Origin of the sequence: Streptomyces lonarensis (assembly GCF_012033735.1) — a bacterium.
Taxonomy (GTDB): Bacteria; Actinomycetota; Actinomycetes; order Streptomycetales; family Streptomycetaceae; genus Streptomyces; species Streptomyces lonarensis.
In genome coordinates, this window is record NZ_JAAVJD010000061.1 from 1 (window position 1) to 25,485 (window position 25,485).

At 75.6% G+C, this 25,485-nt stretch carries 24 protein-coding genes; 12 read left to right on the plus strand and 12 right to left on the minus strand.

What is annotated here, in order from left to right:
* Nucleotides 1–42: 42 nt before the first annotated feature.
* Both HCN56_RS10515 and HCN56_RS10520 read right to left on the minus strand, forming a co-directional pair.
* Nucleotides 43–633, minus strand: coding sequence for a lytic polysaccharide monooxygenase auxiliary activity family 9 protein (locus tag HCN56_RS10515; protein ID WP_167969625.1), 591 nt, complete (start codon nt 631–633; stop codon nt 43–45).
* 175 nt (nt 634–808) lie between these two features.
* On the minus strand, nt 809–2,389 hold the full coding sequence (locus HCN56_RS10520; RefSeq protein WP_167969627.1) for a phytoene desaturase family protein: 1,581 nt from the start codon (nt 2,387–2,389) through the stop codon (nt 809–811).
* Between the two features lie 294 nt (nt 2,390–2,683).
* On the opposite strand from HCN56_RS10520, the gene HCN56_RS10525 reads away from it, so the two are divergent.
* A complete protein-coding gene (locus HCN56_RS10525; protein WP_167969629.1) occupies nt 2,684–4,510 on the plus strand; it encodes an ABC transporter ATP-binding protein in 1,827 nt (608 codons plus the stop codon).
* Between the two features lie 85 nt (nt 4,511–4,595).
* Here HCN56_RS10525 and HCN56_RS10530 read toward each other — a convergent pair whose 3' ends face one another.
* On the minus strand, nt 4,596–4,994 hold the full coding sequence (locus HCN56_RS10530; protein ID WP_209312584.1) for an NUDIX hydrolase: 399 nt from the start codon (nt 4,992–4,994) through the stop codon (nt 4,596–4,598).
* 228 nt (nt 4,995–5,222) lie between these two features.
* On the opposite strand from HCN56_RS10530, the gene HCN56_RS10535 reads away from it, so the two are divergent.
* A complete protein-coding gene (locus HCN56_RS10535) occupies nt 5,223–6,242 on the plus strand; it encodes an NAD(P)/FAD-dependent oxidoreductase (protein ID WP_167969631.1) in 1,020 nt (339 codons plus the stop codon).
* A 185-nt stretch (nt 6,243–6,427) separates the two neighbouring features.
* Nucleotides 6,428–7,057: a class I SAM-dependent methyltransferase gene (locus tag HCN56_RS10540; RefSeq protein ID WP_167969669.1), complete on the plus strand. Its 630-nt coding sequence runs from the start codon at nt 6,428–6,430 to the stop codon at nt 7,055–7,057.
* Between the two features lie 76 nt (nt 7,058–7,133).
* On the opposite strand, the gene HCN56_RS10545 is transcribed toward HCN56_RS10540, so the two are convergent.
* The gene (locus HCN56_RS10545) at nt 7,134–7,526 is read right to left on the minus strand and encodes a VOC family protein (protein WP_167969633.1); all 393 of its coding nucleotides are present in this window, start codon (nt 7,524–7,526) and stop codon (nt 7,134–7,136) included.
* A gap of 225 nt (nt 7,527–7,751) precedes the next feature.
* Here HCN56_RS10545 and HCN56_RS10550 point away from each other — a divergent pair, with 225 nt between their 5' ends.
* Both HCN56_RS10550 and HCN56_RS10555 read left to right on the plus strand, forming a co-directional pair.
* Nucleotides 7,752–8,447 (plus strand): ThuA domain-containing protein, encoded by a 696-nt coding sequence (locus tag HCN56_RS10550; RefSeq protein ID WP_167969635.1) that lies wholly within the window; start codon nt 7,752–7,754, stop codon nt 8,445–8,447.
* Between the two features lie 198 nt (nt 8,448–8,645).
* Nucleotides 8,646–9,692, plus strand: coding sequence for a lactonase family protein (locus tag HCN56_RS10555; RefSeq protein WP_167969637.1), 1,047 nt, complete (start codon nt 8,646–8,648; stop codon nt 9,690–9,692).
* 73 nt (nt 9,693–9,765) lie between these two features.
* Here HCN56_RS10555 and HCN56_RS10560 read toward each other — a convergent pair whose 3' ends face one another.
* Both HCN56_RS10560 and HCN56_RS10565 read right to left on the minus strand, forming a co-directional pair.
* Entirely contained in the window at nt 9,766–10,641 is an 876-nt protein-coding gene (locus tag HCN56_RS10560; RefSeq protein ID WP_167969639.1) for a sirohydrochlorin chelatase, read from the minus strand.
* Between the two features lie 209 nt (nt 10,642–10,850).
* Nucleotides 10,851–11,882, minus strand: a complete 1,032-nt coding sequence (locus HCN56_RS10565; protein ID WP_167969641.1) for an N-acetylglucosamine kinase — start codon at nt 11,880–11,882, stop codon at nt 10,851–10,853.
* 142 nt (nt 11,883–12,024) lie between these two features.
* On the opposite strand from HCN56_RS10565, the gene HCN56_RS10570 reads away from it, so the two are divergent.
* Entirely contained in the window at nt 12,025–12,702 is a 678-nt protein-coding gene (locus HCN56_RS10570; protein ID WP_167969643.1) for a uracil-DNA glycosylase, read from the plus strand.
* Nucleotides 12,703–12,939: 237 nt separating this feature from the next.
* Here HCN56_RS10570 and HCN56_RS10575 read toward each other — a convergent pair whose 3' ends face one another.
* From HCN56_RS10575 to HCN56_RS10595, 5 genes are all read right to left on the minus strand, one after another.
* Nucleotides 12,940–14,055 carry a peptidoglycan-binding protein gene (locus HCN56_RS10575; protein ID WP_167969645.1) on the minus strand — a complete coding sequence of 372 codons (1,116 nt, stop codon included), beginning with the start codon at nt 14,053–14,055 and terminating at the stop codon, nt 12,940–12,942.
* A 193-nt stretch (nt 14,056–14,248) separates the two neighbouring features.
* Nucleotides 14,249–14,911, minus strand: a complete 663-nt coding sequence (locus HCN56_RS10580; protein WP_167969647.1) for a TetR/AcrR family transcriptional regulator — start codon at nt 14,909–14,911, stop codon at nt 14,249–14,251.
* A gap of 437 nt (nt 14,912–15,348) precedes the next feature.
* Entirely contained in the window at nt 15,349–16,377 is a 1,029-nt protein-coding gene (locus HCN56_RS10585; RefSeq protein WP_167969649.1) for a S66 family peptidase, read from the minus strand.
* Nucleotides 16,378–16,485: 108 nt separating this feature from the next.
* Nucleotides 16,486–17,424 carry a M56 family metallopeptidase gene (locus HCN56_RS10590; RefSeq protein WP_167969651.1) on the minus strand — a complete coding sequence of 313 codons (939 nt, stop codon included), beginning with the start codon at nt 17,422–17,424 and terminating at the stop codon, nt 16,486–16,488.
* Nucleotides 17,425–17,612: 188 nt separating this feature from the next.
* On the minus strand, nt 17,613–18,296 hold the full coding sequence (locus HCN56_RS10595) for a glycerophosphodiester phosphodiesterase (RefSeq protein ID WP_167969653.1): 684 nt from the start codon (nt 18,294–18,296) through the stop codon (nt 17,613–17,615).
* A gap of 291 nt (nt 18,297–18,587) precedes the next feature.
* Between HCN56_RS10595 and HCN56_RS10600 the strand changes: the two genes are divergently transcribed.
* The 3 genes from HCN56_RS10600 (at nt 18,588) to HCN56_RS10610 (ending at nt 22,014) form a co-directional block, all read left to right on the plus strand.
* Nucleotides 18,588–19,973: a DUF6421 family protein gene (locus HCN56_RS10600; RefSeq protein ID WP_167969655.1), complete on the plus strand. Its 1,386-nt coding sequence runs from the start codon at nt 18,588–18,590 to the stop codon at nt 19,971–19,973.
* Between the two features lie 194 nt (nt 19,974–20,167).
* Nucleotides 20,168–20,941, plus strand: coding sequence for an SDR family NAD(P)-dependent oxidoreductase (locus tag HCN56_RS10605; protein WP_167969672.1), 774 nt, complete (start codon nt 20,168–20,170; stop codon nt 20,939–20,941).
* A complete protein-coding gene (locus tag HCN56_RS10610; RefSeq protein WP_167969657.1) occupies nt 20,938–22,014 on the plus strand; it encodes a threonine aldolase family protein in 1,077 nt (358 codons plus the stop codon). The genes HCN56_RS10605 and HCN56_RS10610 overlap by 4 nt, the downstream gene beginning before the upstream one ends.
* A 58-nt stretch (nt 22,015–22,072) precedes the next feature.
* Here the strand turns inward: HCN56_RS10610 and HCN56_RS10615 are convergent, their stop codons facing one another.
* A complete protein-coding gene (locus tag HCN56_RS10615) occupies nt 22,073–22,786 on the minus strand; it encodes a lysophospholipid acyltransferase family protein (RefSeq protein WP_167969659.1) in 714 nt (237 codons plus the stop codon).
* 235 nt (nt 22,787–23,021) lie between these two features.
* Between HCN56_RS10615 and HCN56_RS10620 the strand changes: the two genes are divergently transcribed.
* The 3 genes from HCN56_RS10620 to HCN56_RS10630 all read left to right on the plus strand — a co-directional run bounded on the left by HCN56_RS10620 (nt 23,022) and on the right by HCN56_RS10630 (nt 25,430).
* Nucleotides 23,022–23,375 carry a TlpA family protein disulfide reductase gene (locus tag HCN56_RS10620; protein WP_167969661.1) on the plus strand — a complete coding sequence of 118 codons (354 nt, stop codon included), beginning with the start codon at nt 23,022–23,024 and terminating at the stop codon, nt 23,373–23,375.
* Nucleotides 23,376–23,626: 251 nt separating this feature from the next.
* Nucleotides 23,627–24,412 (plus strand): electron transfer flavoprotein subunit beta/FixA family protein, encoded by a 786-nt coding sequence (locus tag HCN56_RS10625; RefSeq protein WP_167969663.1) that lies wholly within the window; start codon nt 23,627–23,629, stop codon nt 24,410–24,412.
* A 55-nt stretch (nt 24,413–24,467) separates the two neighbouring features.
* Nucleotides 24,468–25,430, plus strand: a complete 963-nt coding sequence (locus tag HCN56_RS10630; protein ID WP_167969665.1) for an electron transfer flavoprotein subunit alpha/FixB family protein — start codon at nt 24,468–24,470, stop codon at nt 25,428–25,430.
* The last annotated feature ends 55 nt before the right edge of the window (nt 25,431–25,485 follow it).

Here is a 25,485-nt window from a genome sequence, read left to right on the forward strand (position 1 = left end):
CGCCGTGACGGCGCGGGCGGGGCGGAGTGCCTGCCGGGCGGGTCAGAACTGCACGTCGGAGCAGGCGTAGAAGGCGTTGGCGGTGTCCGCGACGTCCCAGACCGCGAGGATCAGGTGGCGTCCGCTCTTCTGCGGGAGCGTTCCGGTGTGGCTCTCGGACCAGTTGGGCTGCCGGCCGTCCATGGGGACCGTCAGGAACGGCTGGGGCTCCAGGTCGGCGCGGGTCAGCGGGGTGTTGGGGTCCCAGCCGTCCTTGGTGACGAAGTAGCGGAAGTCGGTGGTGCTGTGGGCGGCGGTGATGGTCCAGTCGAAGGTGAAGCCCGCACCGGGGGAGAGCGAGGTGGTGGGCCAGGAGGCGTTGCGCGGCTGGTCCAGCTGGGAGAACTGGCCGTTGCCGCCGGAGCAGATGGCGCCGTCGGCGGGGCCCGCCTGCGGGAAGCCCTTGGGGCCCTCGACGCTCTGCGGCTCCCAGACGATGTTGCCGCAGTCGGGCGCGGCGCCCTGGGCGCAGTGGGCCTGACGGCTGGTGGGGGAGGTGGTGTAGCCGTGGGAGTTGGCGGCGCCGGCGGCGGCCAGCACCGTGGCGGCGGCCAGCCCGAGGCCGGTGACGGCAGCGGTGAGCTTGGTGCGCATGACTCGCTCCAGGTGTGTGGGGGGTGAGCTCGTGATCGCGCGCGAACGAAGAAGGTCTAGACCAAGTCTGAGGCTAGTGGTTGCTCAGTGAACATGTCCATACCAATGCACGCACCACGCGTTCCCGGTGCCCGCCGCCGGGAACACCGGGAACGCCCGCCTCCCGAACGCGCTCTCAGCGGCCCAGCGCCGCCATCGCCGCGTTGTGGCCGGGGATTCCGCTGACCCCGCCGCCCCGCACGGCGCCCGCCCCGCACAGCAGGACGGTGTCGCGGTCGGTCGCCACGCCCCACCGGCGCGCCGCCGCCGAGCCGGGACCCGCCTCCCGTGCCTCCTCGTCGGCGAACGGGAAGGTCAGGTCCCGGTGGAAGATGTTGCCGCCCGGCAGTCGGAGTTCCCGCTCCAGGTCCACCGGTGTCTTCGCCTCCACGCAGGGGCGGCCCTCCGCGTCCCGCGCCAGGCAGTCCGCCAGCGGCTCGCCCAGGTGCCGGTCCAACTCCGCCAGCGTCGCGGCCAGCAGCCGCTCGCGGGTGCCCTCGTTGTCGGAACGGAACAGCGCCGCCGGCGTGTGCAGGCCGAAGAGCGTCATCGTGTGCCAGCCGGCCTCCGCGTGAGGACCGCCGAGGATCGAGGAGTCCGTCAGCGAGTGGCAGTAGATCTCCGACGGAGGTGCCTGCGGCAGCCCGCCCGCCGCGGCCTCCCGGTAGGCGCGGTCGAGCGCCCGGTACCCCTCGCCGACGTGGAAGGTCCCCGCGAACGCGTCCGACGCGCCCACCGAGGGGTCCGCGAGCCGCGGCAGCCGCCGCAGCACCATGTTGACCTTGAACTGCGCGCCGTCCTGCGCCGGCGGCGGCTCCTCGCCCAGCAGCAGGGCCAGTTCCCGCGGCGAGGCGTTGACCAGCACCCGGTCGGCGCCCACCGTGCGCTCCGTGTCGCGGTGGCGGTAGGTCACCTCCGCCCGGTGGTCGTCCGCCGCGATCCCCACCACCTCGTGCCCGGTCCGCAGCTCCGCCCCGGCCCCGCGGGCCGCCGCCGCGAGCGCGTCGGTCACCGCGCCCATGCCGCCGACCGGGACGTCCCAGTCGCCGGTGCCGCCGCCCACCACGTGGTAGAGGAAGCAGGCGTTCTGCCGCAGTGAGGCGTCGTGCGCGCCGGCGAAGGTGCCGATCAGCCCGTCGGTCAGGACGACGCCCCGCACCAGGTCGTCGGCGAAGTGCTCCTCCACCGCCTCGCCCAGCGGGCGTTCGAACAGGGCCTGCCACGCCGCCCGGTCCCCGACGCGGTCCCGCAGCGCCGCGCGATCGGGGAGCGGTTCGGTCAGGGTGGGGAAGACGCGCTCCGCGACGCGCCCCGTCATCGCGTAGAACCGCTGCCACGCGGCGAACTCGCGGTCGGAACCGGTCAGCCGCTCGAACGACTCGCGGGTCGCGGAGGTGTCGGAGCCGACCAGCAGCCCCGTCGCCCGGCCGTCGCGCACCGCCGGGGTGTAGGAGGAGACGCTCCGGCGCCGCAGCTCCAGCCGCAGTCCCAGCTCCGCGACGATCTGCGGCGGCAGCAGGCTGACCAGGTAGGAGTAGCGGGAGAGACGGGCGTCCACGCCGCTGAACGGCCGGGTGGAGACGGCGGCCCCGCCCGTCTGCTCCAGCCGCTCCAGCAGCAGGACCCGGCGGCCCGCGCCCGCGAGATAGGCGGCGGCGACGAGCCCGTTGTGGCCCCCGCCGACGATGACGGCGTCGTAATGGGTGTGATCGACCATGGACGGTTGGTAGCACGGCCGCGCCGCCCGCGGCCAGCCGTGGCGTGCGACCGGCCCCGCCCGGCGGCGCCCGCTCGGCCCCCGGTCGTCGGTCCCGAGTCGCCGCCCCGTGCGCCGAGCGCACGCCGTCCGGCGGCCGTGCGGTGACCCGCCGCGGTCGTGAGCGGGCCGAAGAGAAGAAACGGGGACAGGCTCCGTAAGCAGGTGAACAGTTCCGTCGTACCGGTCCGGCGGCAGCGCCACCGCCGTAGTCTGGACTGTTCCCGACCTCGCAAACCCTCCCTAAGGATCCCATTGCACCACGACACGCCAGCCGGGCCGCCGGAGGAACCCGACGGAGCGGCCGACCGGCGGCCCCACGAACTGCGTCGCATCGTCTCCCTCTTCCACCCCTACCGGGGGCGGCTCGCCGTGGTCGGGGGACTGGTGGCGGCCTCGTCCGTCGTCGCCGTCGCCACCCCGTTCCTGCTCCGCGAGATCATCGACACCGCGCTGCCCGAGGGCCGCACCGGCCTGCTCGGCCTCCTCGCTCTGGGCATGATCGCCGCTGCCGTCCTCAGCAGCGTCTTCGGCGTCCTGCAGACCCTCATCTCGACCCGCGTCGGCCAGCGGGTCATGCACGACCTGCGCACCCGGGTCTACGCCCGCCTCCAGGAGATGCCGCTCGCCTTCTTCACCCGGACCCGCACCGGCGAGGTCCAGTCGCGCATCGCCAACGACATCGGCGGCATGCAGGCGACCGTCACCTCCACCGCCACCTCGCTGGTCTCCAACGTCACCGCCGTCGTCGCCACCGTCGTCGCCATGCTCGCCCTCGACTGGCGGCTCACCCTGGTCTCCCTCGCCCTGCTCCCGGTCTTCGCCGCCATCGCCCGCCGGGTGGGCCGGGAGCGCCGCCGCATCACCACCCAGCGGCAGAAGCAGATGGCCGAGATGGCCGCCCACGTCACCGAGTCGCTCTCCGTCAGCGGCATCCTCCTCGGCCGCACCATGGGGCGCTCGGACTCCCTGACCGACGCCTTCTCCCGCGAGTCCGCCGGCCTGGTGGACCTGGAGGTCCGCGCCTCGATGGCCGGGCGCTGGCGGCTCGCCACCATCGGCATGATCATGGCGGCCATCCCCGCGCTGCTGTACTGGTCCGCCGGGCTGATGTTCCAGTTCGGCGGTGCCGCGCCCTCCATCGGCACCCTCGTCGCCTTCGTCACCCTGCAGCAGGGGCTGCTGCGCCCTACCGTCGCCCTGCTCTCCACGGGCGTCGACGTCCAGGCGTCGCTCGCGCTCTTCCAGCGCATCTTCGAGTACCTCGACCTCACCCCCGACATCACCGAGCGCCCCGACCCGGTCCGGCTGCGGCGCGCCCGCGGCGAGGTCCGGCTGGAGGAGGTCACCTTCTCCTACGACCCCGGCGGCGCGCCGCCCGTGCTCACCGCGGTCGACCTCGTGGTGCCCGCCGGCGGCAGCCTCGCCGTCGTCGGAGCCACCGGCTCGGGGAAGAGCACCCTCGGCTACCTCGTCCCCCGGCTCTACGACGTCACCAGCGGCCGCGTCACCCTCGACGGCGTGGACGTGCGGCAGCTGGACTTCGACTCCCTGGCGCGCGGCATCGGGGTCGTCTCCCAGGAGACCTACCTCTTCCACGCCTCCGTCGCCGACAACCTCCGCTTCGCCCGCCCCGACGCGACCGACGCCGAACTGGAGCGGGCCTGCCGCGCCGCCCACATCCACGAGCACATCGCCGGTCTGCCGCAGGGGTACGACACCCTCGTCGGCGAACGCGGCTACCGCTTCTCCGGCGGTGAGAAGCAGCGGCTCGCGCTGGCCCGCACCATCCTCCGCGACCCGCCGGTGCTGATCCTCGACGAGGCCACCAGCGCGCTGGACACCCGCACCGAGCGGTCGGTGCAGGCGTCGATCGACGCGCTCGCCGCCGGGCGGACCACCATCACCATCGCCCACCGGCTCTCCACCATCCGCGACGCGGACCAGATCGCCGTCCTCAGCGGCGGGCACGTCGTCGAACGCGGCACCCACGAGGAGCTGCTGGCGCGCGACGGCCACTACGCCGAACTGCTCCGCCGGGACGCCGGGCGCCGCGAGTCCGCCGACGCCGCCGTCTCCTGAAACGGCGCCGAACCGACCGGTGCGGTGCCGACCGGTGCGGTGCCGACCGGTGCGGCCGGTCCCGGCCCGCCGGCGCCCGGCGGGGTCACACCAGGCGGCCGGCGGCCTTGAGGTCGTCGAACACGGCGCGGTCCACCGGCGCCGTGAGGTCGCGGTCGGCAAACTCCAGCCACCGCACCTCCTCGATCTCGGCGGAGGCGACCGGGGTGCCCCGGTACTGCGCGGTGTAGCACGCCATCCGCACCAGCACCCCGGCGCCGTGGCCGTCCGCCTCGGCCTCGTAGGTGCCGAAGTGCTCCACCGTGCCCGGGAGCAGGTCCACCGCGACCTCCTCCCGCACCTCCCGGAAGAGGGTGTCGGTGTCGCTCTCGCCCGACCGGCGCTTCCCGCCCGGGATGTAGAACAGCTCGCGCCCCCTGGTCCGGGTGCCCAGCACCCGGCCGTCGGCCAGACACACCCACGCCACCGTGTCGATCATCCGCATGCCCGTCGCGACCCTTCCGCCCGTCCGTCGTACCGGGCGATTCTCCCACCCCGCGGCGGCCGTCCCCGCCGCCGTCCGCCCCGGTACGCCCGCCGCGGTACGGCAACGGCCCGCGCCGGGCCCGTTGCCGTACCGGCAACAGAAGTTGCCCGCGCGGGCGGCCGGGTCCACGATCGGCAGCCCGTACCTAAGGGGGCCCGCCCGCCCCGCGAGAGAGCCGAGAAGACCATGAACCGCAACCACGAGACAGCAGCACCGGGAGACGCCCGCCACCACGAGGTCATCGTGGTCGGGGGCGGAGCCGCCGGCCTGAGCGGCGCGCTGACCCTGGCACGCGCCCGCCGCGACGTCCTCGTCGTCGACTCCGGCGCGCCCCGCAACGCGCCCGCCGCCGCCGTCCACGGCTACCTCGGCCGCGAGGGCACCCCGCCGGCCGAACTGCTGGCCGCCGGTCGCGCCGAGGTCGCCGCGCACGGCGGTGCCCACCGGCCGGGGGAGGTCCGTTCCGCGGCGCGGCTCCCCGACGACCGCTTCCTCCTCACCCTGACCGACGGGACGGCGCTCACCGCCGACCGCCTCCTGGTCGCCACCGGGCTCGTCGACGAGCTGCCCGAGCTGCCGGGCCTGGCCGCGCAGTGGGGACGCGGCGTCCTGTCGTGCCCGTACTGCCACGGCTGGGAGGTCCGCGACAGGCCCGTGGGCGTCCTCGGCGGCGGGCCGCTCTCGGTGCACCAGGCGCTGCTGTGGCGGCAGTGGACCGACGACCTGCTGTTCTTCAGCGGCGCCGAGCCGCCGGAGGACGAGGCCGCGGAGCAGCTCGCCGCCCGCGGCATCACGCTCGTCCCCGGCGAGGTGACCGGCGTCGACGAGACGGACGGGCGGCTCAGCGGGGTGCGGGTCGCGGGACGGCACGTCCCCCGCGAGGTGCTGGTGATCGGCCCGCGGCTGTCCGCGCGCTCCGGCGTTCTCACCGACCTCGGCGCCGAACTCACCGACCTCGCGATGGGCGACCACGTCGTCGGCACCCACGCGACCGCCGACGCCACCGGCGCCACCACCGTCCCCGGCCTGTGGGTCGCGGGCAACGTCTCCGCCCTCACCGACCAGGTCATCGGCGCTGCCGCCGCCGGTCAGCGGGCCGGCGCCGCCATCAACGCCGACCTCGTCGCGGCGGAGACCCGCCGCGCCGTCGCCGCCCGCCGCGCGCGGAGCGACGCCGCACCCACCACCGACCCTGCCGGGCAGTGACCCGTCGGCGGCCGGACCCGGCCGCCACCCCGCCCGCGCGACCGCACCACCCCATCGACGAGAGGCACCCCGTGACCGCCACCGAACCGACCACCGGCCCCACCGCCACCGAACCGACCACCGCCACCGAACCGACCACCGCCACCGGCCCCACCGCCGGCGCACCCACCGGATCGGCGCCGCCCGTGCCCGAGGAGGGGCAGACCGAGACCGAGTTCTGGGACGCCCGGTACGCCGCGGCGGACCGGATCTGGAGCGGCCGGGTCAACGCCCCGCTCGTGGAGCACGCCGCCGCCCTCCCGCCCGGGAGCGCGCTCGACCTGGGCGCGGGTGAGGGCGGCGACGCCCTGTGGCTCGCCGCCCGGGGCTGGCGGGTCACCGCCGTCGACATCTCCCGGGTGGCACTGGAGCGCGCCGCCGACGTCGCCACCGCGCGCGGTCTCGCCGACCGGATCGACTGGCAGCGCCACGACCTCGGCGCCTCGTTCCCGCAGGGCGGCTTCGACCTGGTGTCCGCCCAGTTCCTGCACTCCTACGGCCCGCTGCCGCGCGAGGCGGTGCTGCGCCGCGCGGCCGAGGCGGTGCTGCCCGGCGGGACCCTGCTGGTGGTGGGCCACGCCGAGGTGCCGGGCGGCCCCAAGGAGCACGACCACCGGGTCCACCTGCCCGGGGCGGCGGAGGTGCGGGAGTCGCTGGCGCTGGGCGCGGACTGGGAGATCGAGGTCTGCGCCGACGTCGACCGCGAGGGAACCCGCCCCGACGGCACGCCGCTGACCTTCCGGGACGCCGTGCTGCGCGCCCGCCGCGCCTCCTGACGGGCGGTGGGGCCCGCTGGGGGCCGGGGCGGGCCGCGCGGGCGGCCCGCCCGTCGACCGCCGACGCGCCGACCGCTCAGCGCACCCCCAGCGACACCGCCGGCCCCTCCGGCGGCGGGGTGAAGACACCGAACCGGTTCCCCTCCGGATCGGCCAGCAGGTGCCAGTGCGCCTGCGGCGGCCGATGGGTGGGCACTTCCCGGGCGCCCAGCGCGACCAACTCCGCGACCTGCCCGTACACCTCCAGCCGCACGGCATGGTGCGGACCGCTCTCCTCGCCGGCCGGGGTGACCCAGATCGGCGGGCCCACCGCCTCCGGGTCGGTGATCAGCACCGGCCAGCCGTCGGGCCAGTGCACGCGGGGGCCCGGCGCGCACCGCTCGTACCCCAGGGCCTCGCACCACCAGTCGGCGAGCCGCTGGTGGTCGCGGGCTTCGAGGGCGAGGGCCTTGAACCGTGCGGCGGTCATGCGGGCGACCATAACCGCCGCCTGCCGCGGAGCCGCGCCGCGGCGCGGCCACCGCCCGGGCGGTCACCCGGCTGTCCCCGGAGTGCGGGTGGACGCCGCGCCGCGCGCGTCCCGCGCGCGCTCCGAGCGCGCCCGCCGGCCTGTGCGCCGACCGGTCGGCGACGCGGCCGACGCCGTGCGGCGCACCGCCCGCGGCAGGACGACCGGGCGCCTAGCATGACGCCCATGCCCACCCGCGTCCTGCTCTTCAGCCGCACCACCGGCTACCGCCACGCCTCCATCCCGGCCGCCGTGCGCGCCGTCTCCGAACTCGCCGTCACACAGGGCTGGTCCGTGACGGCGACCGAGGACGCCGCCGAGCTCACCGAGGCGCTCGCCGCCGGCGCGGAACTGGTCGTCTTCCTCTCCACCAGCGGGGAGGTCCTCGACCCGGCCGGGCGTGAGGCGCTGCGCGCCCACTGCGAGGCCGGAGGCGGCTTCGCCGGGGTGCACGCCGCGACCACCACCGAGTACGACTGGCCCTGGTACGGGCGGCTCGTCGGCGCGCGGTTCGACGGCCACCCCCCGATCCAGCCGGCCGTCGTCGAGGTCACCGATCCCGGCCACCCCGCCGTCTCCCACCTGCCCGGGCGCTGGGAGTGGAGCGACGAGTGGTACAACTTCCGCGACGGGCCGGGGGACGACGTCCGCGTGCTGGCGACCGTCGACGAGTCCACGTACCGGGGCGGGACGATGGGCGCCCGGCACCCCCTGGTCTGGTGCCACGAGCTCTGCGGCGGGCGGTCCTTCCAGACCGCGCTCGGCCACGGTGCCGAGCACTACGCGCACCCGGAGTTCCGGCGGCACCTCCTCGGGGGCCTCGCCTGGGCGGCACGTCGCGAGGTCGCCGCCCCCGTGACCACCCGCCCCGCGACCACCTGACCAGCCGCCACCTGGTCGGCGCCGTCCGACCCGCCCGCCCACCCGTCCCGGCCCGGCTGCAATGCCGGTCGCCCCGGGCTCTCGTGGGACGCCGGTGCTACGGTCGCCCGGGCGGTCCGGGCGCCGACGCGCGCCACCGGAGCACCCCCGCCGCGTCGCCGGGGCGCGGCGTGCCACCCAGCGGCAGGACGGGAACCCATGACGCGCGGAGCGACCAGGGCCTACATCGGATCGTTCACCTCACAGGGCGGGCGCGGCATCACGGTCGCCGCCGTCGACCCGGCGGACGGCGCCCTCACCGTGCTGTCGGGACTGAGGCCGCTGGACAACTCCTCCTATCTGGCGCTGTCCCGGGACGGCGGCACGCTGTACGCGGCCGGTGAGACCGACGCCGGGGCGCTCGCCGCCCTGGACCTGGCCGATCCGGACAACCCCCGTCTCCTCGCGCCGCCCACCCCGGCGGGCGGCGCCGGATCCACCCATCTGGCGGTCTCGGCCCGCCGCGCCTACCTCGCCAACTACACCTCCGGTTCGGTCAGTTCCATCGCCCTCGCGGCGGACGGGACGCCGCACGGGGAGGCCGTCGTCACCCCGCACCGGGGGAGCGGCCCGGTGACCGAGCGCCAGGCCGGCCCGCACGCCCACGGCGTGGCCCTCTCGCCCGACGGCGCGTGGCTGCTCTGCGCGGATCTCGGCACGGACAGCGTCCTGGTGTACGCCCTCGACCCCGCCGACGGCACGCAGCGGCCGCACGGCAGTCTGCGCCTCCCCGCCGGGGACGGCCCGCGCCACCTCGTCTTCCACCCCGACGGCACCACCGTCCACGTGGTCAGCGAGCTCGACCCGCAGGTCACCACCTGCCGGTGGGACGCGGACCGGGGCGAGCTGGAGGTCACCGCCCGCACCGCGCTGCCGGGCAGCCCCGCCGGGGCGGACCCCGACTACCCCTCCGGGCTCGGGGTGACCGGCGACGGCCGGTGGCTCTACGTCGCGGTCCGCGGCGCGGACGAGGTCGCCGTCCTGTCGCTGGACGGCGGCGACGGGCCGCGGGTGCGCGCTTCGGTGGCCTGCGGCGGCCACTGGCCCCGCGACCTGACCGTGAGCGAGGACGGGCGGCGGCTCTACGTCGCCAACGAGCGCTCCGGGGACGTCACCTGGTTCGCCGTCGACCCGGAGACCGGTGTCCCCGCCCCCGCGGGGCGGCTGGAGTTGCCCGCCCCTGCCTGCGTGCTGCTGCGCGGCTGAGCGCCGGGCGCGACGCACGACGACGGCCGGCCCCCGGATCGGGGACCGGCCGTCGTCGTGCGGTGTCGGGGCGTCAGTGCGCCGTGGCGGGCTGGGGCTGGATTCCGAGGTGTCCGGTGTAGGCGGAGAGCACCAGCTTGCCGACGGACGGGTAGGCGCCGAGCGGCTCGGCCATGGCGCACCCGGCCTCCTCGGCCGCGGCCGCCAGCAGGCCCTCGGGCACCTCCGGGCCGATCAGGCACGGGGCGAGCGCCAGCTGCTGCGAGCCGGAGTCCACCAGCTGGCGGGCGGCGGCGGCCACCGAACCCTCGGTGTCCAGGCCGGCGGTCAGCACCGGCACGGCGAGCCGTGCCGACAGCAGCATGCCCGTGATACCGGCTGCCTGTTCGGCCTCCTCGCCGCCGACGGTGGCGAGGATGATGCCGTCCGCGGCGGTGGCCACGGTGAACAGGCGCGCCCGGTCGGCACGGGCGAGACCGGCTTCCGAGAGACGGACGTGGACGGCTTCGGCGAGCAGCGGGTGCGGGCCCAGCACCTCGGTGAGGGCGGCACCCGAGCCGCTGTTGAGGACGGCCTGCCGCAGGGCGCGCAGCTGCACGCTGTCAGGGCCCGCGAGCAGCGGGACCACGACCGCGGGCGGCTCGTCCGGCGACTCGACGCGACCGGCGGTCACCTCGGTCAGGACTTCCTGGAGGGCGGGGTACTCGTCACCCGTCCCCTCGGTGAAGGCGACGACCGCGTGCAGGCCGGGCAGCTCCGCGCGGGCGATGCTCACCACTTCTTCGCCCAGGCTCCTGGCCTCGGCACTGGGAGTCCCGGGCACGGCCAGGACCAGCACGGGGGCGCCTTCGGGCGCCGACACCGGCTCCGGGCGGCGGTGCCGTCCTGACTGGCGGGGACGAGGCATTCGTACGGGCAGGCCCGATCCTGACCCTGTGGAGGAGCTCATGTGGTCGCATGTTAATGCCTTGGTGTGCTCGGCTGTTCGGCCGGGGGCGCACTACGCCACCACTGTCCCGTTTGTCGGGTGATGTGCCGCGGCGGCGGGGGCGGCCGACCGCGGAGCGTCACCTCGCCGGGTCCGGGTCCGTGCCGCTCCGTGTCCGCGCCGATCCGGGCCCACGCCGGGCGGCGGCGGGTACGGCGTCCGCCGCCGGCTCACACCAGGCGGAGCAGCGTGCCGTCGGCCGGGAGCCGCAGTGCGCCGTCGGCCAGCCGCGCCGCCACCAGCAGGGAGCCCTCCAGCGGTCCGCCGGCCGCCTCCACCGTCCGGTGGCCGGGGAGCGAGCGCGCCAACTCGGCGTGCAGCGGCTCCAGCAGCGGCGCGCCGATGTTCAGCAGCCCGCCGGTCAGGGCGAGGAGCGGCGCCTCCGCGCCGGGCGGGCACGCCGCCGCCGCGGTCTCGGCGATCTGCCGCCCGGCCTCGCCCAGCACGGCGAGGGCGACCGGGTCCCGGTCGGCGGCAGCGGCGGCCACCGCGGGGGCGAACGAGGCCAGCACCGCCGGACGGTCGGGCCGCGGGTACAGCGCCCCGGGCAGGGCGCCCGGGTCGCCGAACTGCTCCCGCGCCGCCGCCAGCAGCGCGCCGGAGCCGCCGGGGCGGCCGTCGTGCGCCCGCATCGCCGCCTCCAGCCCGGCGCGCCCGATCCAGGCGCCGCTGCCGCAGTCGCCGAGGAGGTGTCCCCAGCCGTCGACCCGGCGCCACTCCCGCAGGTCGGTGCCGAGCGCGATCATCCCGGTTCCGGCGGCCACCACCGCGCCCGCCCGCTGTCCCAGCGCCCCCGCGTATCCGGTGACGGCGTCCGCCGCCAGCGCCAGGCGTACCGGGCCGAACCGCTCGGCCAGCGCCCCGGGCAGCGTCGCCCGGAGGTCGCCGCCGAGTGTCGCCATCCCCGCCGCGCCGACGCAGACCGCCGAGACGGTCGCCGGGCCCGGGGCGGCGCCCCGGGCGGCCGCGGCCTCCTGGAGCATCCGCGGCAGCGCGGGCAGCAGCTGGTCCAGCAGGTGTCCGGCATCGATGCCGGCCGCGGCCGTCCGCACCGGCACGCGGGAGGTGAACGTCGCCGCGGCGGTGACCTGTCCGTCGGCGGCCGGGCGGGCCAGCGCCGCGCGCAGCCCGGAACCGCCGGAGTCCACCCCGAGGACCCAGCCCGTCACCGTGCGGGCCCGGTCGGCCGGGTGCGGTGGCACCCGCGCGCGAGGTGGCGGCTGCGGCTGGTCATGGGCGCTCCGGGGGTCGGGCGGGCGGCGACGGCGCGAAGCCTATCGCCCGGCACCGGTCCTGCGGCGGGCGAGCGGTGGCCGCCCCGTTGGGCCGGTAGGGTGACGCACTGTGGCAGCACGACCGTTGAGTGAACTTGTCGAGCCCGGCTGGGCCGAGGCCCTCGCCCCCGTCGCCGGGAAGATCGCGGAGATGGGGGACTTCCTGCGCGGCGAGATCGCCGCCGGACGCACCTACCTCCCCGCCGGCGCCCACGTGCTGCGGGCCTTCCAGCAGCCGTTCGCCGAGGTCCGGGTGCTGATCGTCGGTCAGGACCCCTACCCGACGCCCGGCATGGCCATCGGCCTGAGCTTCGCCGTCGCACCGGAGGTGCGGCGGCTCCCGGGCAGCCTGGAGAACATCTTCCGGGAACTCCACGACGACACCGGGGCGCCGCGCCCCGGCAACGGCGACCTGACCCCGTGGACGCGCCAGGGCGTCCTGCTGCTCAACCGGGCGCTCACCACGGCGCCGGGGCGGCCCGCCGCACACCGCGGCAAGGGCTGGGAGGAGGTCACCGAGCAGGCGATCCGCGCGCTGGTCGCACGCGGCACCCCGCTGGTCTCGGTGCTCTGGGGCCGGGACGCCCGCTCGCTGCGCCCCCTGCTCGGCAACCTGCCGGCGGTGGAGTCGGCGCACCCCTCGCCGATGTCGGCGGACCGCGGCTTCTTCGGATCGCGGCCGTTCAGCCGCGCCAACGAGCACCTGGTGCGGCTGGGGGCCCAGCCGGTCGACTGGCGGCTGCCCTGAGGGCGGGCGGGAGGCCCCGCGGCGGACCAGCTCGCGGCGTCGGGCGCGGTCGGCCGCACGGCGCAGGGGCGCGCCCTCACGCGGGTCGACCGCGGGCGTTCCCGGCAACGCGGCAGAAGGCCGTTGCCGGCTCGCGGGTCCGGCGCGGGGGCCACGAACACGCACTGAGCCGCGACGCCGCCGGTTGCCGCCGCGGGGACGCGGGGCGAGAGAGCGGTGGCGCCCTCCGGCCGGGGGTCACTCGGCGAAGAACGCCTCCATGCGCTCGTCGGTGACGGTGCAGTAGACGCCGCGCACCTCGCGCTGCCAGACGCCGTACCACTCCTGGAACCGGGCGACGCTCTCGAAGGTCGCCTGGTCGTAGACGCCGGTGACCGGCACGGCGAAGTGGTCGCCGACCGCGTTCAACTGCTCCTGGAGCGCCCGGACCTCCGCCCCCTCGTCGCCCGGACCGAGCAGGGCGTTCGGCCCGCGGACGACCTCCTCCGGGGCGGTGTCGACGGGCGGCGGCGGGCTGTCCTCACCGCTGGACGGCGGCGGGGCGACGCCCACCGAGCCGCTCTCCTGCCGGGGGCGGCTGCGGTCGGGGGTGCCGTCCCCGGCCGGCCCCTCGGCCTCCCGGTCGACCGGGGGCGCGGACGGCTCGGGGCCGGTCGTGCCGTCCGCGGTCTCGTCCGGCACCCCGTCCTGCGGGGCCGGCTCCTCCGTGGTCTCCGCGTCGCTCTCCGGTTGCTCCTCGCCCTCCGGGGCGGGGGGCGCGTCGTCGGGGGCGAGGTCGAACTCCGGCGCCGGGTCCACGTCGTGGTAGGCCGTGTCCTCCGCCGTCCGCCCGCCCAGGACGGAGGTCACGACGGCGGTGCACCCGACCACCACGGCGACCGCGGTGCCCGCCAGGTAGGACGACCGGCGGTGGCGCGGCTTGCGGCGGCTGCGGCGCGCCTTGGTGTCGGTGCCCTCCGGCGGTGTCACGTCCAGCGCTGCGGCGGCGGGCGGCAGTGGCGCCTGCTCGGCCGGGGTGTCGTGGGGCGGCGGGTACGCCCCGGGCCGGTGGGCGTCCTCCTCGCGTACCAGCGGCAGCCGCGCGGTGTCGGAGAACATCGCCAGGTCACCGGGGCTCGGGCCCTGGTTCGGCGGCAGCAGCGGGCGGATCGGGGCGGCCTCCTCGGCCGTCCCCTCCTGCGCGGCCCCGCCGTGCCCGGGCCCGGACGGCCCCGGTCCGGAGGGCTCCGCGGAGCGGTGGCGTGCCTCTGCGGCGCCGGCGTCCTCCCGGCCGGCGGGCGGACAGTCGCAGCCCCGCTCCCCGGTCACCCCGGTCGGGTGTCCGCACGCGGCGCAGGACGTTCCCGGGCTCATGCCGCCCTCCCCATCACGCTTCGACAGCGAAGTGATGATGCCACACCGGGAGGACTCGTGTTCGAGGGGTGGGGGAGGTGTGCCGGGGGCGGCACACCCCGTGCGGCTGCTGGTGGCAGCGGTGCGCGGCGGTGGCGGCCGACGGCAGGCCGCTCCGCCACCTGGCCGATTCCTGTCGGGGTGTGACGGCCTGTCAGCCGTCCGTGGCCGGGGCCGGCGGCGCGGCCGGTCCGTCCGGGGCGGGGGCCGTCTCGGAGGAGGGCGGGAAGCCGCGTTCCCACTCCAGCCGGTACCGGTCGAACAGCTCGGCGCGGAGCCGGGCCGCCGGAAGGGCGGCACCCGGCAGCAGGACGGCCACCACAGCGCCCATCAGCAGCGCCCGGAGTATCGGGTAGTCGGTCTCGGGGTCCGCCGAGCCGTGCGCCACCAGTGCGCCGCGCAGCAGGGTGCCCAGCCGCTGCTGCTCCACGCAGTGCACGAAACCCTCCTGCTGGAGCAGGCCCGCCATGTGCGCGCGCATCAGGACCGGCTGGTCCACCGCGATGGTCAGGACCGCGTCGATCGCCCGCGCCAGCGTCTCGTCGCCGGCGTTCTCGCCGTGCGGCGCGGGCGCGCGGAGCAGTGCCTCCTCGACCCGCAGGTGCATCAGGCGGTGGACGGCGGACTGGAGGAGGTGCCGCTTGCCGGGGAAGTAGTACGAGATCAGGCCGCGGGCCGAGCCCGAGCGGTCCGCGATGTCCCCCAGCGTGGTCGCCTCGTAGCCGCGTTCCGCGACCAGTTCGACCGTGGCGCGGAGCAGGCGCTCCCGGGAGCGCCGCCGAAGTTCCGCGTTGACCGCGGGTCGGCGAGGGGACATAACGGAAACTCCGCGTTGACTGGCTGGCAGCCAGTATACTGTGGACGCGCGGCTGCGGAACGCAGGCCGCGTTCGGGGGATGCCGGTATCGGGCGGAGCGGGGGACCGCCCGATACCGGCTCTGAACGTGCAGGTCACAGCGGTTCGTGACCGTTTCGGGGCGCCACTGCGGCGCCCGGGAGCGACGGCTGGCCCGGCGGCGGAGTTCACCGCTCGCCGCCGGTGCGGCTCGCCGCAGCGCACCCCGCCACCTGGCCGTACCCCCCTTCCGGGTGAATCCGGCGGCGCCACTTTCCCGGCGTCCGGTCCGCCTCCGCCCGCGTGGCTCCATCGAGCGCACGCGGACGGCGGAGTGCGGGAGGCGGCAGCGGCGGGTCCGGTCCCGGCGGCGGGTGAACGGCCCCGGTGAACCCGGCGACGACAGCGGGCTCGGGGTGTCAGTCCAGGGTCTGGGTCAGCTCGCTGCGGGTCGCGGTGTGCACGACCCGGCCCCGGGCCCCGTTGACGAGGGGCAGGAACGGCGGGACGTGCCCGCACTCGACGTCGGCGATGATCGGGACGCCCAGGGGGCCGAGGGCGTCGAGAACGGCCTGGCGTTGGGTGAGCGAGGGGGCGTCAGGTGCCGATGTCCGGCCGACGAGGACGGCGTTCGCCGCGTCGAAGAAGCCGGCCAGTCGCATCCCGTGCAGGTTCCGGCAGATGGCGAAGGCGTCGTCGCCGGCCGCCTCGACGTAGATGAGGACCCCGTCGGGGGATTCGGCCCGCGCGAAGGCGGGGACGTCGAGGTAGGCCGTTCCCGCGAGGTTGCAGAGCGTCTCGATGCAGCCGCCGATCAGTCGGCCCTCCACCGCCACGTCCTCCGCCGCGTCCAGCCGGGTCCAGCGGCCGACCGTGTCGAGCACGTGGTCGCGCACCTCGGGCCGTGTGCGGTAGTCGGCGCCGTCCGAGGCGCGGTGGCGTTCGGGCGGGCGCTGCGTGAGGGGCCGGCCCTGCGGGGCGGCGGCGATGTCGAGCCAGGACAGCAGCCCCTCGGGGACCCGGTAGGGCGTGTCCATGAGGTTGTTGCCGTGCAGCGTCGCCGTGCCGGTGAGGAGGGTCAGCGGCGTCATGACGGTCGACATGTCGGAGTAGCCGACGAGCCAGGTGGGGTCGGCGTCGCGCAGCCGGTCCCAGTCGAGCAGGGGCAGCAGGTCGATCGCCGTCTCCCCGCCCCAGGGCGGCACCACCGCGCTGATTCCCGGATCGGTCATCATCGACACGAGTTCGGCGGCGCGGTCGACCGCGGGGGCGCTGACGTGACCGGTGCCGTCCATGCAGTGGCCCACGACCACTTCGTATCCCCGGGCCCGCAGGTCGCCCACGGCCACGTCGAACCGGGCGCGCACCTCGTCCCCGACTCCGCTCGACGGGGAGGTGATGCCGACGCGAGCACCGGGGCGCAGCGGGCGGGGATAGCGAACGGACATGCGGCTGAGTCTGGCACGACGCCACCGCCGTGTCCCTCGGGTTTCGGCGCGCCGTGCAGGGGCGTGGTCGGCCCGGTCCCGATCCGCGACGTGCGGCGGGTGCGCCGCTCAGCCCAGCGAGCTGATACCCGGCGCGAAGGCGACCAGCAGCGGGACCGCCGGCAGCAGCGCCGCGGCGGCCGTGAGCCGCAGCCGGCGGGGGACCGCGAACCGCGGCAGCGGCGCGATGAGCCGGTCCACCCGGCGCGCCAGCGGGCTGGGGAGCTGCCGGTTCGGGGCGAACGCGTCGCGGTCCTCGTTGAGTCCCAGCAGCGCCAGCGCGGTCGTCATCCGGCCGTAGCGGCGGGAGGCGCTGTCGTCTGCCGCCATCTCCACCAGCCGGTGCACCTCGCGGTGGAAGCCCGCGAAGACCGGCACCTGGGGGAAGCCCCGGGAGAGCGCGCCCGAGCAGTGCAGCAGCCAGTCGTGGCGCGCTCGCGCGTGCCCCTGCTCGTGGGCGAGCACCGCGTCCAGTTGCTTGCCGCGCAGCCGCCGCAACGCGCCGGAGGTGATCAGCACCTGTCGGTCCGCGCCGGGCAGCAGCCAGGCACCCGGCCGGTCGTCCTCCACGATCACCAGCCGCTCGGAGCCGGGCTCCTCGCCGGGCAGCTGCGGGACGCGGGCGAGCAGCGCTGCCCGCTGCCGCCGCCGGGCGGCGCGGGTCGAGGCGATCTCGCGGACCAGCATGATCGCGGTCCACAGCCCGCCGGCGGCCAGCAGGACGGCGACGGCCGCCGCCCACTGCTCCCCGTCGGGGTGCAGGGCGTAGGCGTCGAGGACGGAGGTCGGGGCGGGGGCGAACAGCTGGCCGCGGACCCGGTGCCACGCCGCGGCGCCGGAGAGCGCCATGGCCAGTACGCAGCACATCAGGACGGCGGCGACGACGCACTGCCAGACCCACAGCGCCAGTACCGGCTCCCGGTCGGGCCAGGAACCGCGGACCAGCACGCGCGGCGCCAGTGCCGCGGTGAGTCCGCCCAACGCGAGCAGCGTGAGCGCGATGACCATGTCCTCACCCTAGGACCCCGCGCGTCCGCGCGGTTCCCGGGGGTGACGTACACCTCAGAGCGTGGGGCGGCCCGGGCCGGACGTCCGGGCCGCCCGGCCCCCGGGCGGGGGAGGACCGGCCGGTGTGGCCGACGAGCGGGGTCGGCGCGCGCGACCGGCGGGTGCCGACGCGGCCGCGCCCGGGGTGCTCAGCCGTGACCGATGGCGGCGTGTGCGAGCTCGGGTTCGTCGGTGACGACGCCGTCGAGGCCGAGCTCCCGTGCCCGGGCGAGTTCCGCCGGGGTGTTGACGGTCCAGCTGATGACCGCCAGGCCCGCGGCGTGGCAGTCGCGCACCACGGACGGGGTGAGCAGCGGGAACTCGCAGGAGACCATGTCCGCCCCGAGCGCGACGGCCCGGTCCGCGGCCGTGGGGGTGCTCTCGCCGGTGACCAGCGCGATCGGGATCTCCGGGAGCAGGGCGCGGGTCTCGCGCAGCGCGGCGTCGTGGAAGGAGATCACCCGCACCCGGTCCTGGAACCCGTGGCGGGTGATGGAGGCGGCCAGGACGCGGGCGGCGGCGACGTCCTTGATCTCGGCCTGCACAGGTGTCGAGACGCTGGTCATCGCCTCCTCGAACAGCGGCACCCCTTCGCCGAGGCCGGCGTCGAGGCGGCGTACCTCCGCCAGGGACAGTTCGGCGACGCGTCCGCTGCCGTCGGTGGTGCGGTCCACGGTGGTGTCGTGCATCACCACGAGGTGGCCGTCGGCGCTGAGGTGGATGTCGAGTTCGACGGCGTCCACCCCTTCCTTCTCCGCGCGGCGGAACGAACGGAGCGTGTTCTCCGGCTCCGCTCCCATGAGTCCCCGGTGTCCGACGGTCAGCAGCGGCATGGGCGGTGGGCCTCTCTGGGCGTGCGTGGTGGACGCGGGCCTCGGGTGCGCAGTGCGGGCGCGGTGCGCCGGGGGTCCGCGGGTCGGGGGAGGCGGGTCTGCCCCGGGTGACCGCCGCCACTGTAGGTGACCGGGGTGAACAACGGGTTCCTGGGGTATGACAGGAAAACCAGCGGCCGAATCGGAGTGAGGCCGTAATATTTACGGTGAAGGGATTCTCTGCGAGGATCACTGCCGTCTCGGCGGCCTTCCAGCCGCCCAGGGAAGAGCACCAGGCGTGGAGGAACGGTCATGACGGAAGCCCGAGTCACCGCAACGGGGTACGCGGATGCCCCGCATGTCGTCGAGCAGCCCGCCTGGGCGGTGCTCAAGCGTGCCGTCGAGGTCATCCGCCCCGCCCAGTCGGCGGACGGCTCGGTCGACCTGGCCGCGGAGGACGCCCCCACGGCCGAGGAGCTGACGGAGCAGGTGGAGCGCGTCGCCGCAGCCGTCGAGGAGCTCTCCCCGCTGCTGCCGCACGACGCCGCCTACCACCGCGCCCTCGTCGCCGACCTGCGGCGCTGGGCGGCCGAGGGGTTCGGCGTCCCCGACTTCCTCGACTCCCTGCTGGCCTTCACCCCGGCGGCGGACCGGGCCGACGGGAAGCAGCACCTGGTGCTCTTCCCCATGTACACGCAGAACGGCAACCCGGACCGCAACCTGGAGGCGGTCGTGGTCCGGACGGTGTGGCCCGAGTGGCTGGCGGAGCTGGAGCGCACCCGCTACGACAACCCGCTCTTCCTCGGCATCACCTTCGAGGACTTCACCGCCGGCTACGACACCAACTCCGCGGTGCTCTTCCCCGAGACGATCGCCGTCCGCGAGGCGCCCGAGCGGTTCGGCTGGGGCGGCATCTTCTGCGACCGCGAGGCGGCACGGTTCCGCCGCGTCGTGGACGCCGCCCGCGACGTCACCCGGCTCGACCTGCCCGAGGACGCCCGCGCCCTCCTCGCGGACCAGCAGCGCTGCGAGCAGACGTTCGTGCTGTGGGACATGGTCCACGACCGCACCCACAGCCACGGCGACCTGCCGTTCGACCCCTTCATGATCAAGCAGCGGCAGCCGTTCTGGATGTACGGGCTGGAGGAGCTGCGCTGCGACCTCACCGCCTTCCAGGAGGCGGTCGAGCTGGAGGCCGAGGGCTACCCGCAGGGCCGCGACGTCCAGTACGCCATCATCCTGGACCGCATCTTCCGCTTCCCCGTCACCGGCGAACGCGTGCGCAACTACGACGGGCTCGGCGGCCAGCTGCTCTTCGCCTACCTGCACCGCCACGACGCGCTGCGCTGGACCGACAACCGGCTCAGCATCGACTGGGAGCTGGCCCGCGAGGTGACCGTCCGGCTCCGCCGGGAGATCGAGACCCTCTACCGGGAGGGCATCGACCGGCCCAAGCTGGTCCACTGGCTCAAGGCGTACGACCTCGTCTCCGACTACCTCTCGCCGCACCCCGGCTCCACCTGGGCCCAGGGGCCGCAGGCGCTGGACCTGACGCTGCCGCCGCGCAAGCTGGTCGACGACGTGCTGCCCGACGAGTTCCCGCTGAGCCTCTTCTACGAGGCGCTGAACCGCAAGCTCCGCACCGTGGTCGCCTCCACGAAGGGGATCACAGCGGAACGGCTCACCCCCGCCGCCTGAACGGCCCGCCGGCCCGGCCGGACCCCGCCGACGTGCCCGCGCCCCGCGCGCGGGCATGGTCGTGCCCGCACGCGGGTACTCGGGGGTTCGCCGGGCCGCGCCGCGGCCGTCCCGCCCGCCCCTGACCGGGGACGACAGGACCGGCCGCCGCCGCACGCGGCATGATGGAAGACCGACGAGGAGAGGCGAGCATGATGACTTCCAGCACACCGGGCGACACCGGCGGGACCACCCCGCTGGACGGCGCCGTGGTCGCCGTGGCCGGCGCCGGCGGACCGGCCGGCCAGGCCACCCTGCTCCGGCTGGCGGCCGCCGGCGCCACCGTGGTCGCCGCCGACGCGGACGCCGCGCGGCTCGCCACCGCCGTGGACGCCACCCGCGCCGCGTACCCCGGCACCACCGTCACCGGGGACACCGTCGACCTGCTGGACCCGGCGGCCGCCCGGCAGTGGGCCGACCGCAGCGAGCAGGAGTTCGGCCGCGTCGACGGCCTCGTCCACCTCGTGGGCGGCTGGCGCGGCTCGGCGACCTTCGCCGAGACCGACCTCGGCGACTGGGACGCGCTGGAGCCGCTGCTCATCCGCACCGTCCAGCACACCTCGCTGGCGTTCGACGCCGCGCTGCGCCGCAGCGGCAACGGCCGGTTCCTCCTCGTCAGTGCGGCGGGCGCGGGCCGCCCCACCGGCGGCAACGCCGCCTACGCGGCGGCCAAGGCCGCCGCCGAGGCGTGGACGCTCGCCATGGCCGACGGTTTCCGCAAGGACGGCGGCGAGGCGGGCCCGCGCGCCGCCGCCGCGGTGCTGGTCGTCAAGGCGCTGGTCCACGACGCGATGCGCGCCGAGCGGCCCAACGCCAAGTTCGCCGGCTTCACCGAGGTGACCGACCTCGCGGAGGCGGTCACCGACACCTGGAACCGGACCACCGCCGACGTGAACGGACAGCGCCTGTGGCTCACACCCCAGCCGTGAGGCAGGTCCCGGCGCGGACCGACGCCAAGCGCCACCACGACCCCGAGGTGCGCGGCTTCGCCAGCGACAACTACGCCGGGACGCACCCCGAGATCCTCGCCGCGCTCGCCCTCGCCAACGGCGGCCATCAGGTCGCCTACGGCGGCGACGACTACACCGAGCACCTCCAGCGCGTCATACGCTCGCACTTCGGTCCCCGGGCCCACGCCTACCCGGTCTTCAACGGCACCGGCGCCAACGTCGTCGCGCTCCAGGCGCTGACCGACCGGTGGGGCGCCGTCATCGCCGCCGAGAGCGCCCACATCAACGTCGACGAGGGCGGTGCCCCCGAGCGCGTCGGCTCGCTGAAGCTCCTCACCGTCCCCACCGAGGACGGCAAGCTCACCCCGGAGCTGATCGACCGCCAGGCGTTCGGCTGGGAGGACGAGCACCGCGCCATGCCGCAGGTCGTCTCGATCACCCAGTCCACCGAGCTGGGCACCGTCTACACCCCGGACGAGATCCGCGCGATCTGCGACCACGCCCACCAGCACGGGATGCTCGTCCACCTCGACGGCGCCCGGCTGGCCAACGCCTCGGCCTCGCTGGACGTGCCGATGCGCGCCCTCACCAACGTGCCGGGCGTGGACGTCGTCTCGTTCGGCGGCACCAAGAACGGCATGCTGTTCGGCGAGGCCGTGGTCGTGCTCGACCCGGACGCCGTGCGGCGGATGAAGCACATCCGGAAGCTGTCGATGCAGCTGCCGTCCAAGATGCGCTTCGTCTCCGTGCAGCTGGAGGCGCTGCTGGCGGGCGACCTCTGGCTCCGCAGCGCGCGGCACGCCAACGCCATGGCGGCCCGGCTCGCGGCGGGCGTCCGGGAGGTCCCCGGGGTGGAGATCCTCTACCCGGTGGACGCCAACGCGGTCTTCGCGCGGCTCCCGCACGAGGTGAGCGAGAGGCTCCAGAAGCGGTACCGCTTCTACTTCTGGGACGAGCGCGCCGGCGAGGTCCGGTGGATGTGCTCGTTCGACACCACCGAGGAGGACGTCGACGGCTTCCTCGCGGCGCTCCGGGAGGAGCTGGGCCGCTGACGGCGGCGCGTGCACCCGTCGGCTGCCGGGCGGTCCTCCCGCCCGGCAGCCGGGCCGCTCAGACCGCCGCGGGCGGGGGCGGTGCGGTGCCCCCGAGGTGGGCCGGCAGCCACCAGGTGTCCTTCTCGTCGCGCGGCTTGGCCGGGTAGGCGCGCTGCGCCGCCTCCAGCAGCTCCTGCACCCGCTCGCGGACCCGCGCCGTCACCGCCTGGGCGGACTCCTCCGGCCCGGGGGACATCGGGCTGCCCACCCGAATGGTCACCGGGTAGTGGTTGCGCCGCAGGTCGCGCGGGCGCCCCTTGGTCCACAGCCGCTGGGTGCCCCAGAGGGCGACGGGCAGAATTGGCACCTGGGCGTCCTGCGCCATGCGGGCCGCGCCCGTCTTGAACTTCTTCAGCGTGAACGACTGCGAGATCGTCGCCTCCGGGAAGACGCCGACGATCTCCCCGCCCCGCAGCGCGTCGACCGCGTGCCGGAAGGCGTGCTCGCCCTGGGCGCGGTCCACCGGTATGTGCTTCATGGCGCGCATCAGCGGGCCGGAGACCTTGTGGCGGAAGACGGAGTCCTTGGCCATGAACCGGACCAGCCGCTTCGAGGGCCGGGCGGCGAACCCGGCGAAGACGAAGTCGAGATAGCCGATGTGGTTGCTCACCAGCACCGCGCCGCCCTCACGGGGGACGTTCTCCACACCCTGGATGTCGAAACGCAGGTCGAGCGCCTTGAACAGGGTGCGGGCCGCGCCGACCACCGGGGGGTAGACGAGATCTGCCATGTGCTGGGGTTCCTCTTCCGTCCGGGCCAGGGGGGAGGGGTGTCCCCTGCGGAGGGACACTAACCTACGCTTCCGTAACTTCATACGGCCGGTCGGCACCCCGTGCGAAAATTGACGGGCGTGCGCACCCCCGGTGACGGCGGCGGAACCGGCGGCGACGCCGAGGGCCGACGGCGAACGCGCCGGGTGCCGGCCGGGCCACGAAGCGCAGTGACGCGACGGACGAGGAGGGGCAGTGACGGGTGAGGGCGACGCCGGTCCGGTCCGGTGGTGGCCGGTGGACGGGGACGACCTGGGCCGGGTGGCCACCCTGGTGCAGTTCTCCTCCGCGTTCTGCGCGCCCTGCCGGGCGACGCGCCGCGTCCTGGCGGACGTGGCGGCGATGGTGCCCGGGGTCGTGCACGTCGAGGTCGACGCCGACGAGCGGTTGTCCCTCACCCGGGCCGCCGATGTCCGCGCCACCCCCACCACCGTCGTGCTGGACGCGGGCGGCCGGGAGGTCGTCCGCGCCGCCGGGGCGCCGCGTCGCGCCGACGTGATCGCGGCGGTGGGCACGGCCGCCGCCGCTGCCGACGCCCGCGAGCGCTGACCCCGCCGCCCCGCCGACCGCCCCTCCCGCCACCCGTGAACGGGCGGGGCCGCGTCGGCGCCCGCAGCCCGGCGCGGGACCGCTTCGCACACCACCCCGCCGTCCCGGCGGGGTTTCGACTACGCTGTACTGGTGAGTAACAAAGAGGGGCGGGCTGTGCGGCGTCCCCACCCGCCGCGAAACCCCTCCGGCGCATAGGCTGCCGGTCACGGCAGTCGAAGAGGACCCCGAGAGCAGGTAGGAGAGTCGGCGTGAGTCTGAGGATCGTTGTCTGTGTGAAGTACGTGCCCGACGCCAGCGGCGACCGAGCCTTCACCGAGGACCTGACCACCGACCGCGAGTCGGTCGACGGTCTGCTGTCGGAGCTCGACGAGTACGCGGTCGAGCAGGCGCTCCAGATCGCCGGGAACACGGAGGGCGCGGAGATCACCGTCGTCACCGTGGGCCCGGAGGACGCGGAGGACGCCGTGCGCAAGGCGCTGCAGATGGGCGCCGACAAGGGGGTCCACGTCGAGGACGACGACCTCCACGGCACCGACGCGCTGGGCACCTCCCTGGTGCTGGCCGCGGCGATCGAGAAGACCGGCTACGACCTGGTCATCTGCGGCATGGCCTCCACCGACGGCGTCATGGGCGTGCTGCCCGCGCTGCTCGCCGAGCGGCTGCGCGTCCCGCAGGTCACCCTGCTGTCCGAGCTGTCGGTCGCCGACGGCACCGTCACCGGCCGGCGCGACGGCGACGCCGCCTCCGAGCAGCTCAGCGCCTCGCTGCCGGCCGTCGTCTCGGTGACCGACCAGTCGGGCGAGGCCCGCTACCCCTCCTTCAAGGGGATCATGGCGGCGAAGAAGAAGCCCGTGGAGACCTGGGACCTGGAGGACCTCGACATCGAGGCGGACGCGGTCGGCCTGGAGGGCGCCTGGAGCGCCGTCGAGGACGCCACCGCCCGCCCGCCGCGCACCGCCGGCGAGATCGTCACGGACGAGGGCGAGGGCGGCAAGCAGCTGGCCGGCTACCTCGCGGAGCACAAGTTCATCTGACCGCTCCCCGAGCCGGTCCCCCCTCATCCCCGCCATCACGCAGGAGCGACAGATCATGGCCGAAGTCCTCGTCTTCGTCGACCACGTCGACGGTTCCGTCCGCAAGCCCACCCTCGAACTGCTCACCCTCGCCCGCCGCCTCGGCGACCCGGTCGCCGTCCACCTCGGTGCCGGCGCCGACGAGGCCGCCCCGGTCCTCGCCGAGTACGGCGCGACGCGTGTCCTGACCGCCGACGCCCCGGAGTTCGCCGACTACCTGGTCGTCCCCAAGGTCGACGCGGTCCAGGCCGCCGTGGCCGCGGTGTCGCCCGCCGCGGTGCTGTTCCCCTCGTCCTCGGACGGCAAGGAGATCGCCGCCCGGCTGGCGCTGCGCCTGGAGTCCGGCCTCATCACCGACGCGGTCGACCTGACCGCCGGCGACGAGGGTCCCGTCGCCACCCAGTCGGTGTTCGCCGCCGGGTACACCACCCGCTCGCGGATCACCCGCGGCACCCCGGTCATCACCGTCAAGCCCAACTCCACGGCCCCGGAGGCCGCCCCGGCCGCCGGGGCGGTCGAGCAGCTGGAGGTCTCCTTCGGCGAGCTGGCGACCGGCACCAAGGTCGTCTCCCGCACCCCGCGGGCCTCCACCGGCCGTCCGGAGCTGACGGAGGCCGCGATCGTGGTCTCGGGCGGCCGCGGCGTCAACGGCGCGGAGAACTTCGCGCTGATCGAGGCGCTGGCCGACTCGCTGGGCGCCGCCGTGGGCGCCTCCCGCGCCGCCGTCGACGCCGGCTGGTACCCGCACGCCAGCCAGGTGGGGCAGACCGGCAAGACCGTCTCCCCGCAGCTCTACGTCGCCGCCGGCATCTCCGGGGCGATCCAGCACCGCGCCGGGATGCAGACCTCCAAGACGATCGTGGCCGTCAACAAGGACTCCGAGGCCCCGATCTTCGAACTGGTCGACTTCGGTGTCGTCGGCGACCTCTTCACCGTCGTCCCGGCCCTCACCGACGAGGTCAAGAACCGCAAGGGCTGAACCCCGCCCTCACGCCTCGCGCGCGGCGCCCGCCCGTCCGGACCAGGTCCGGCGG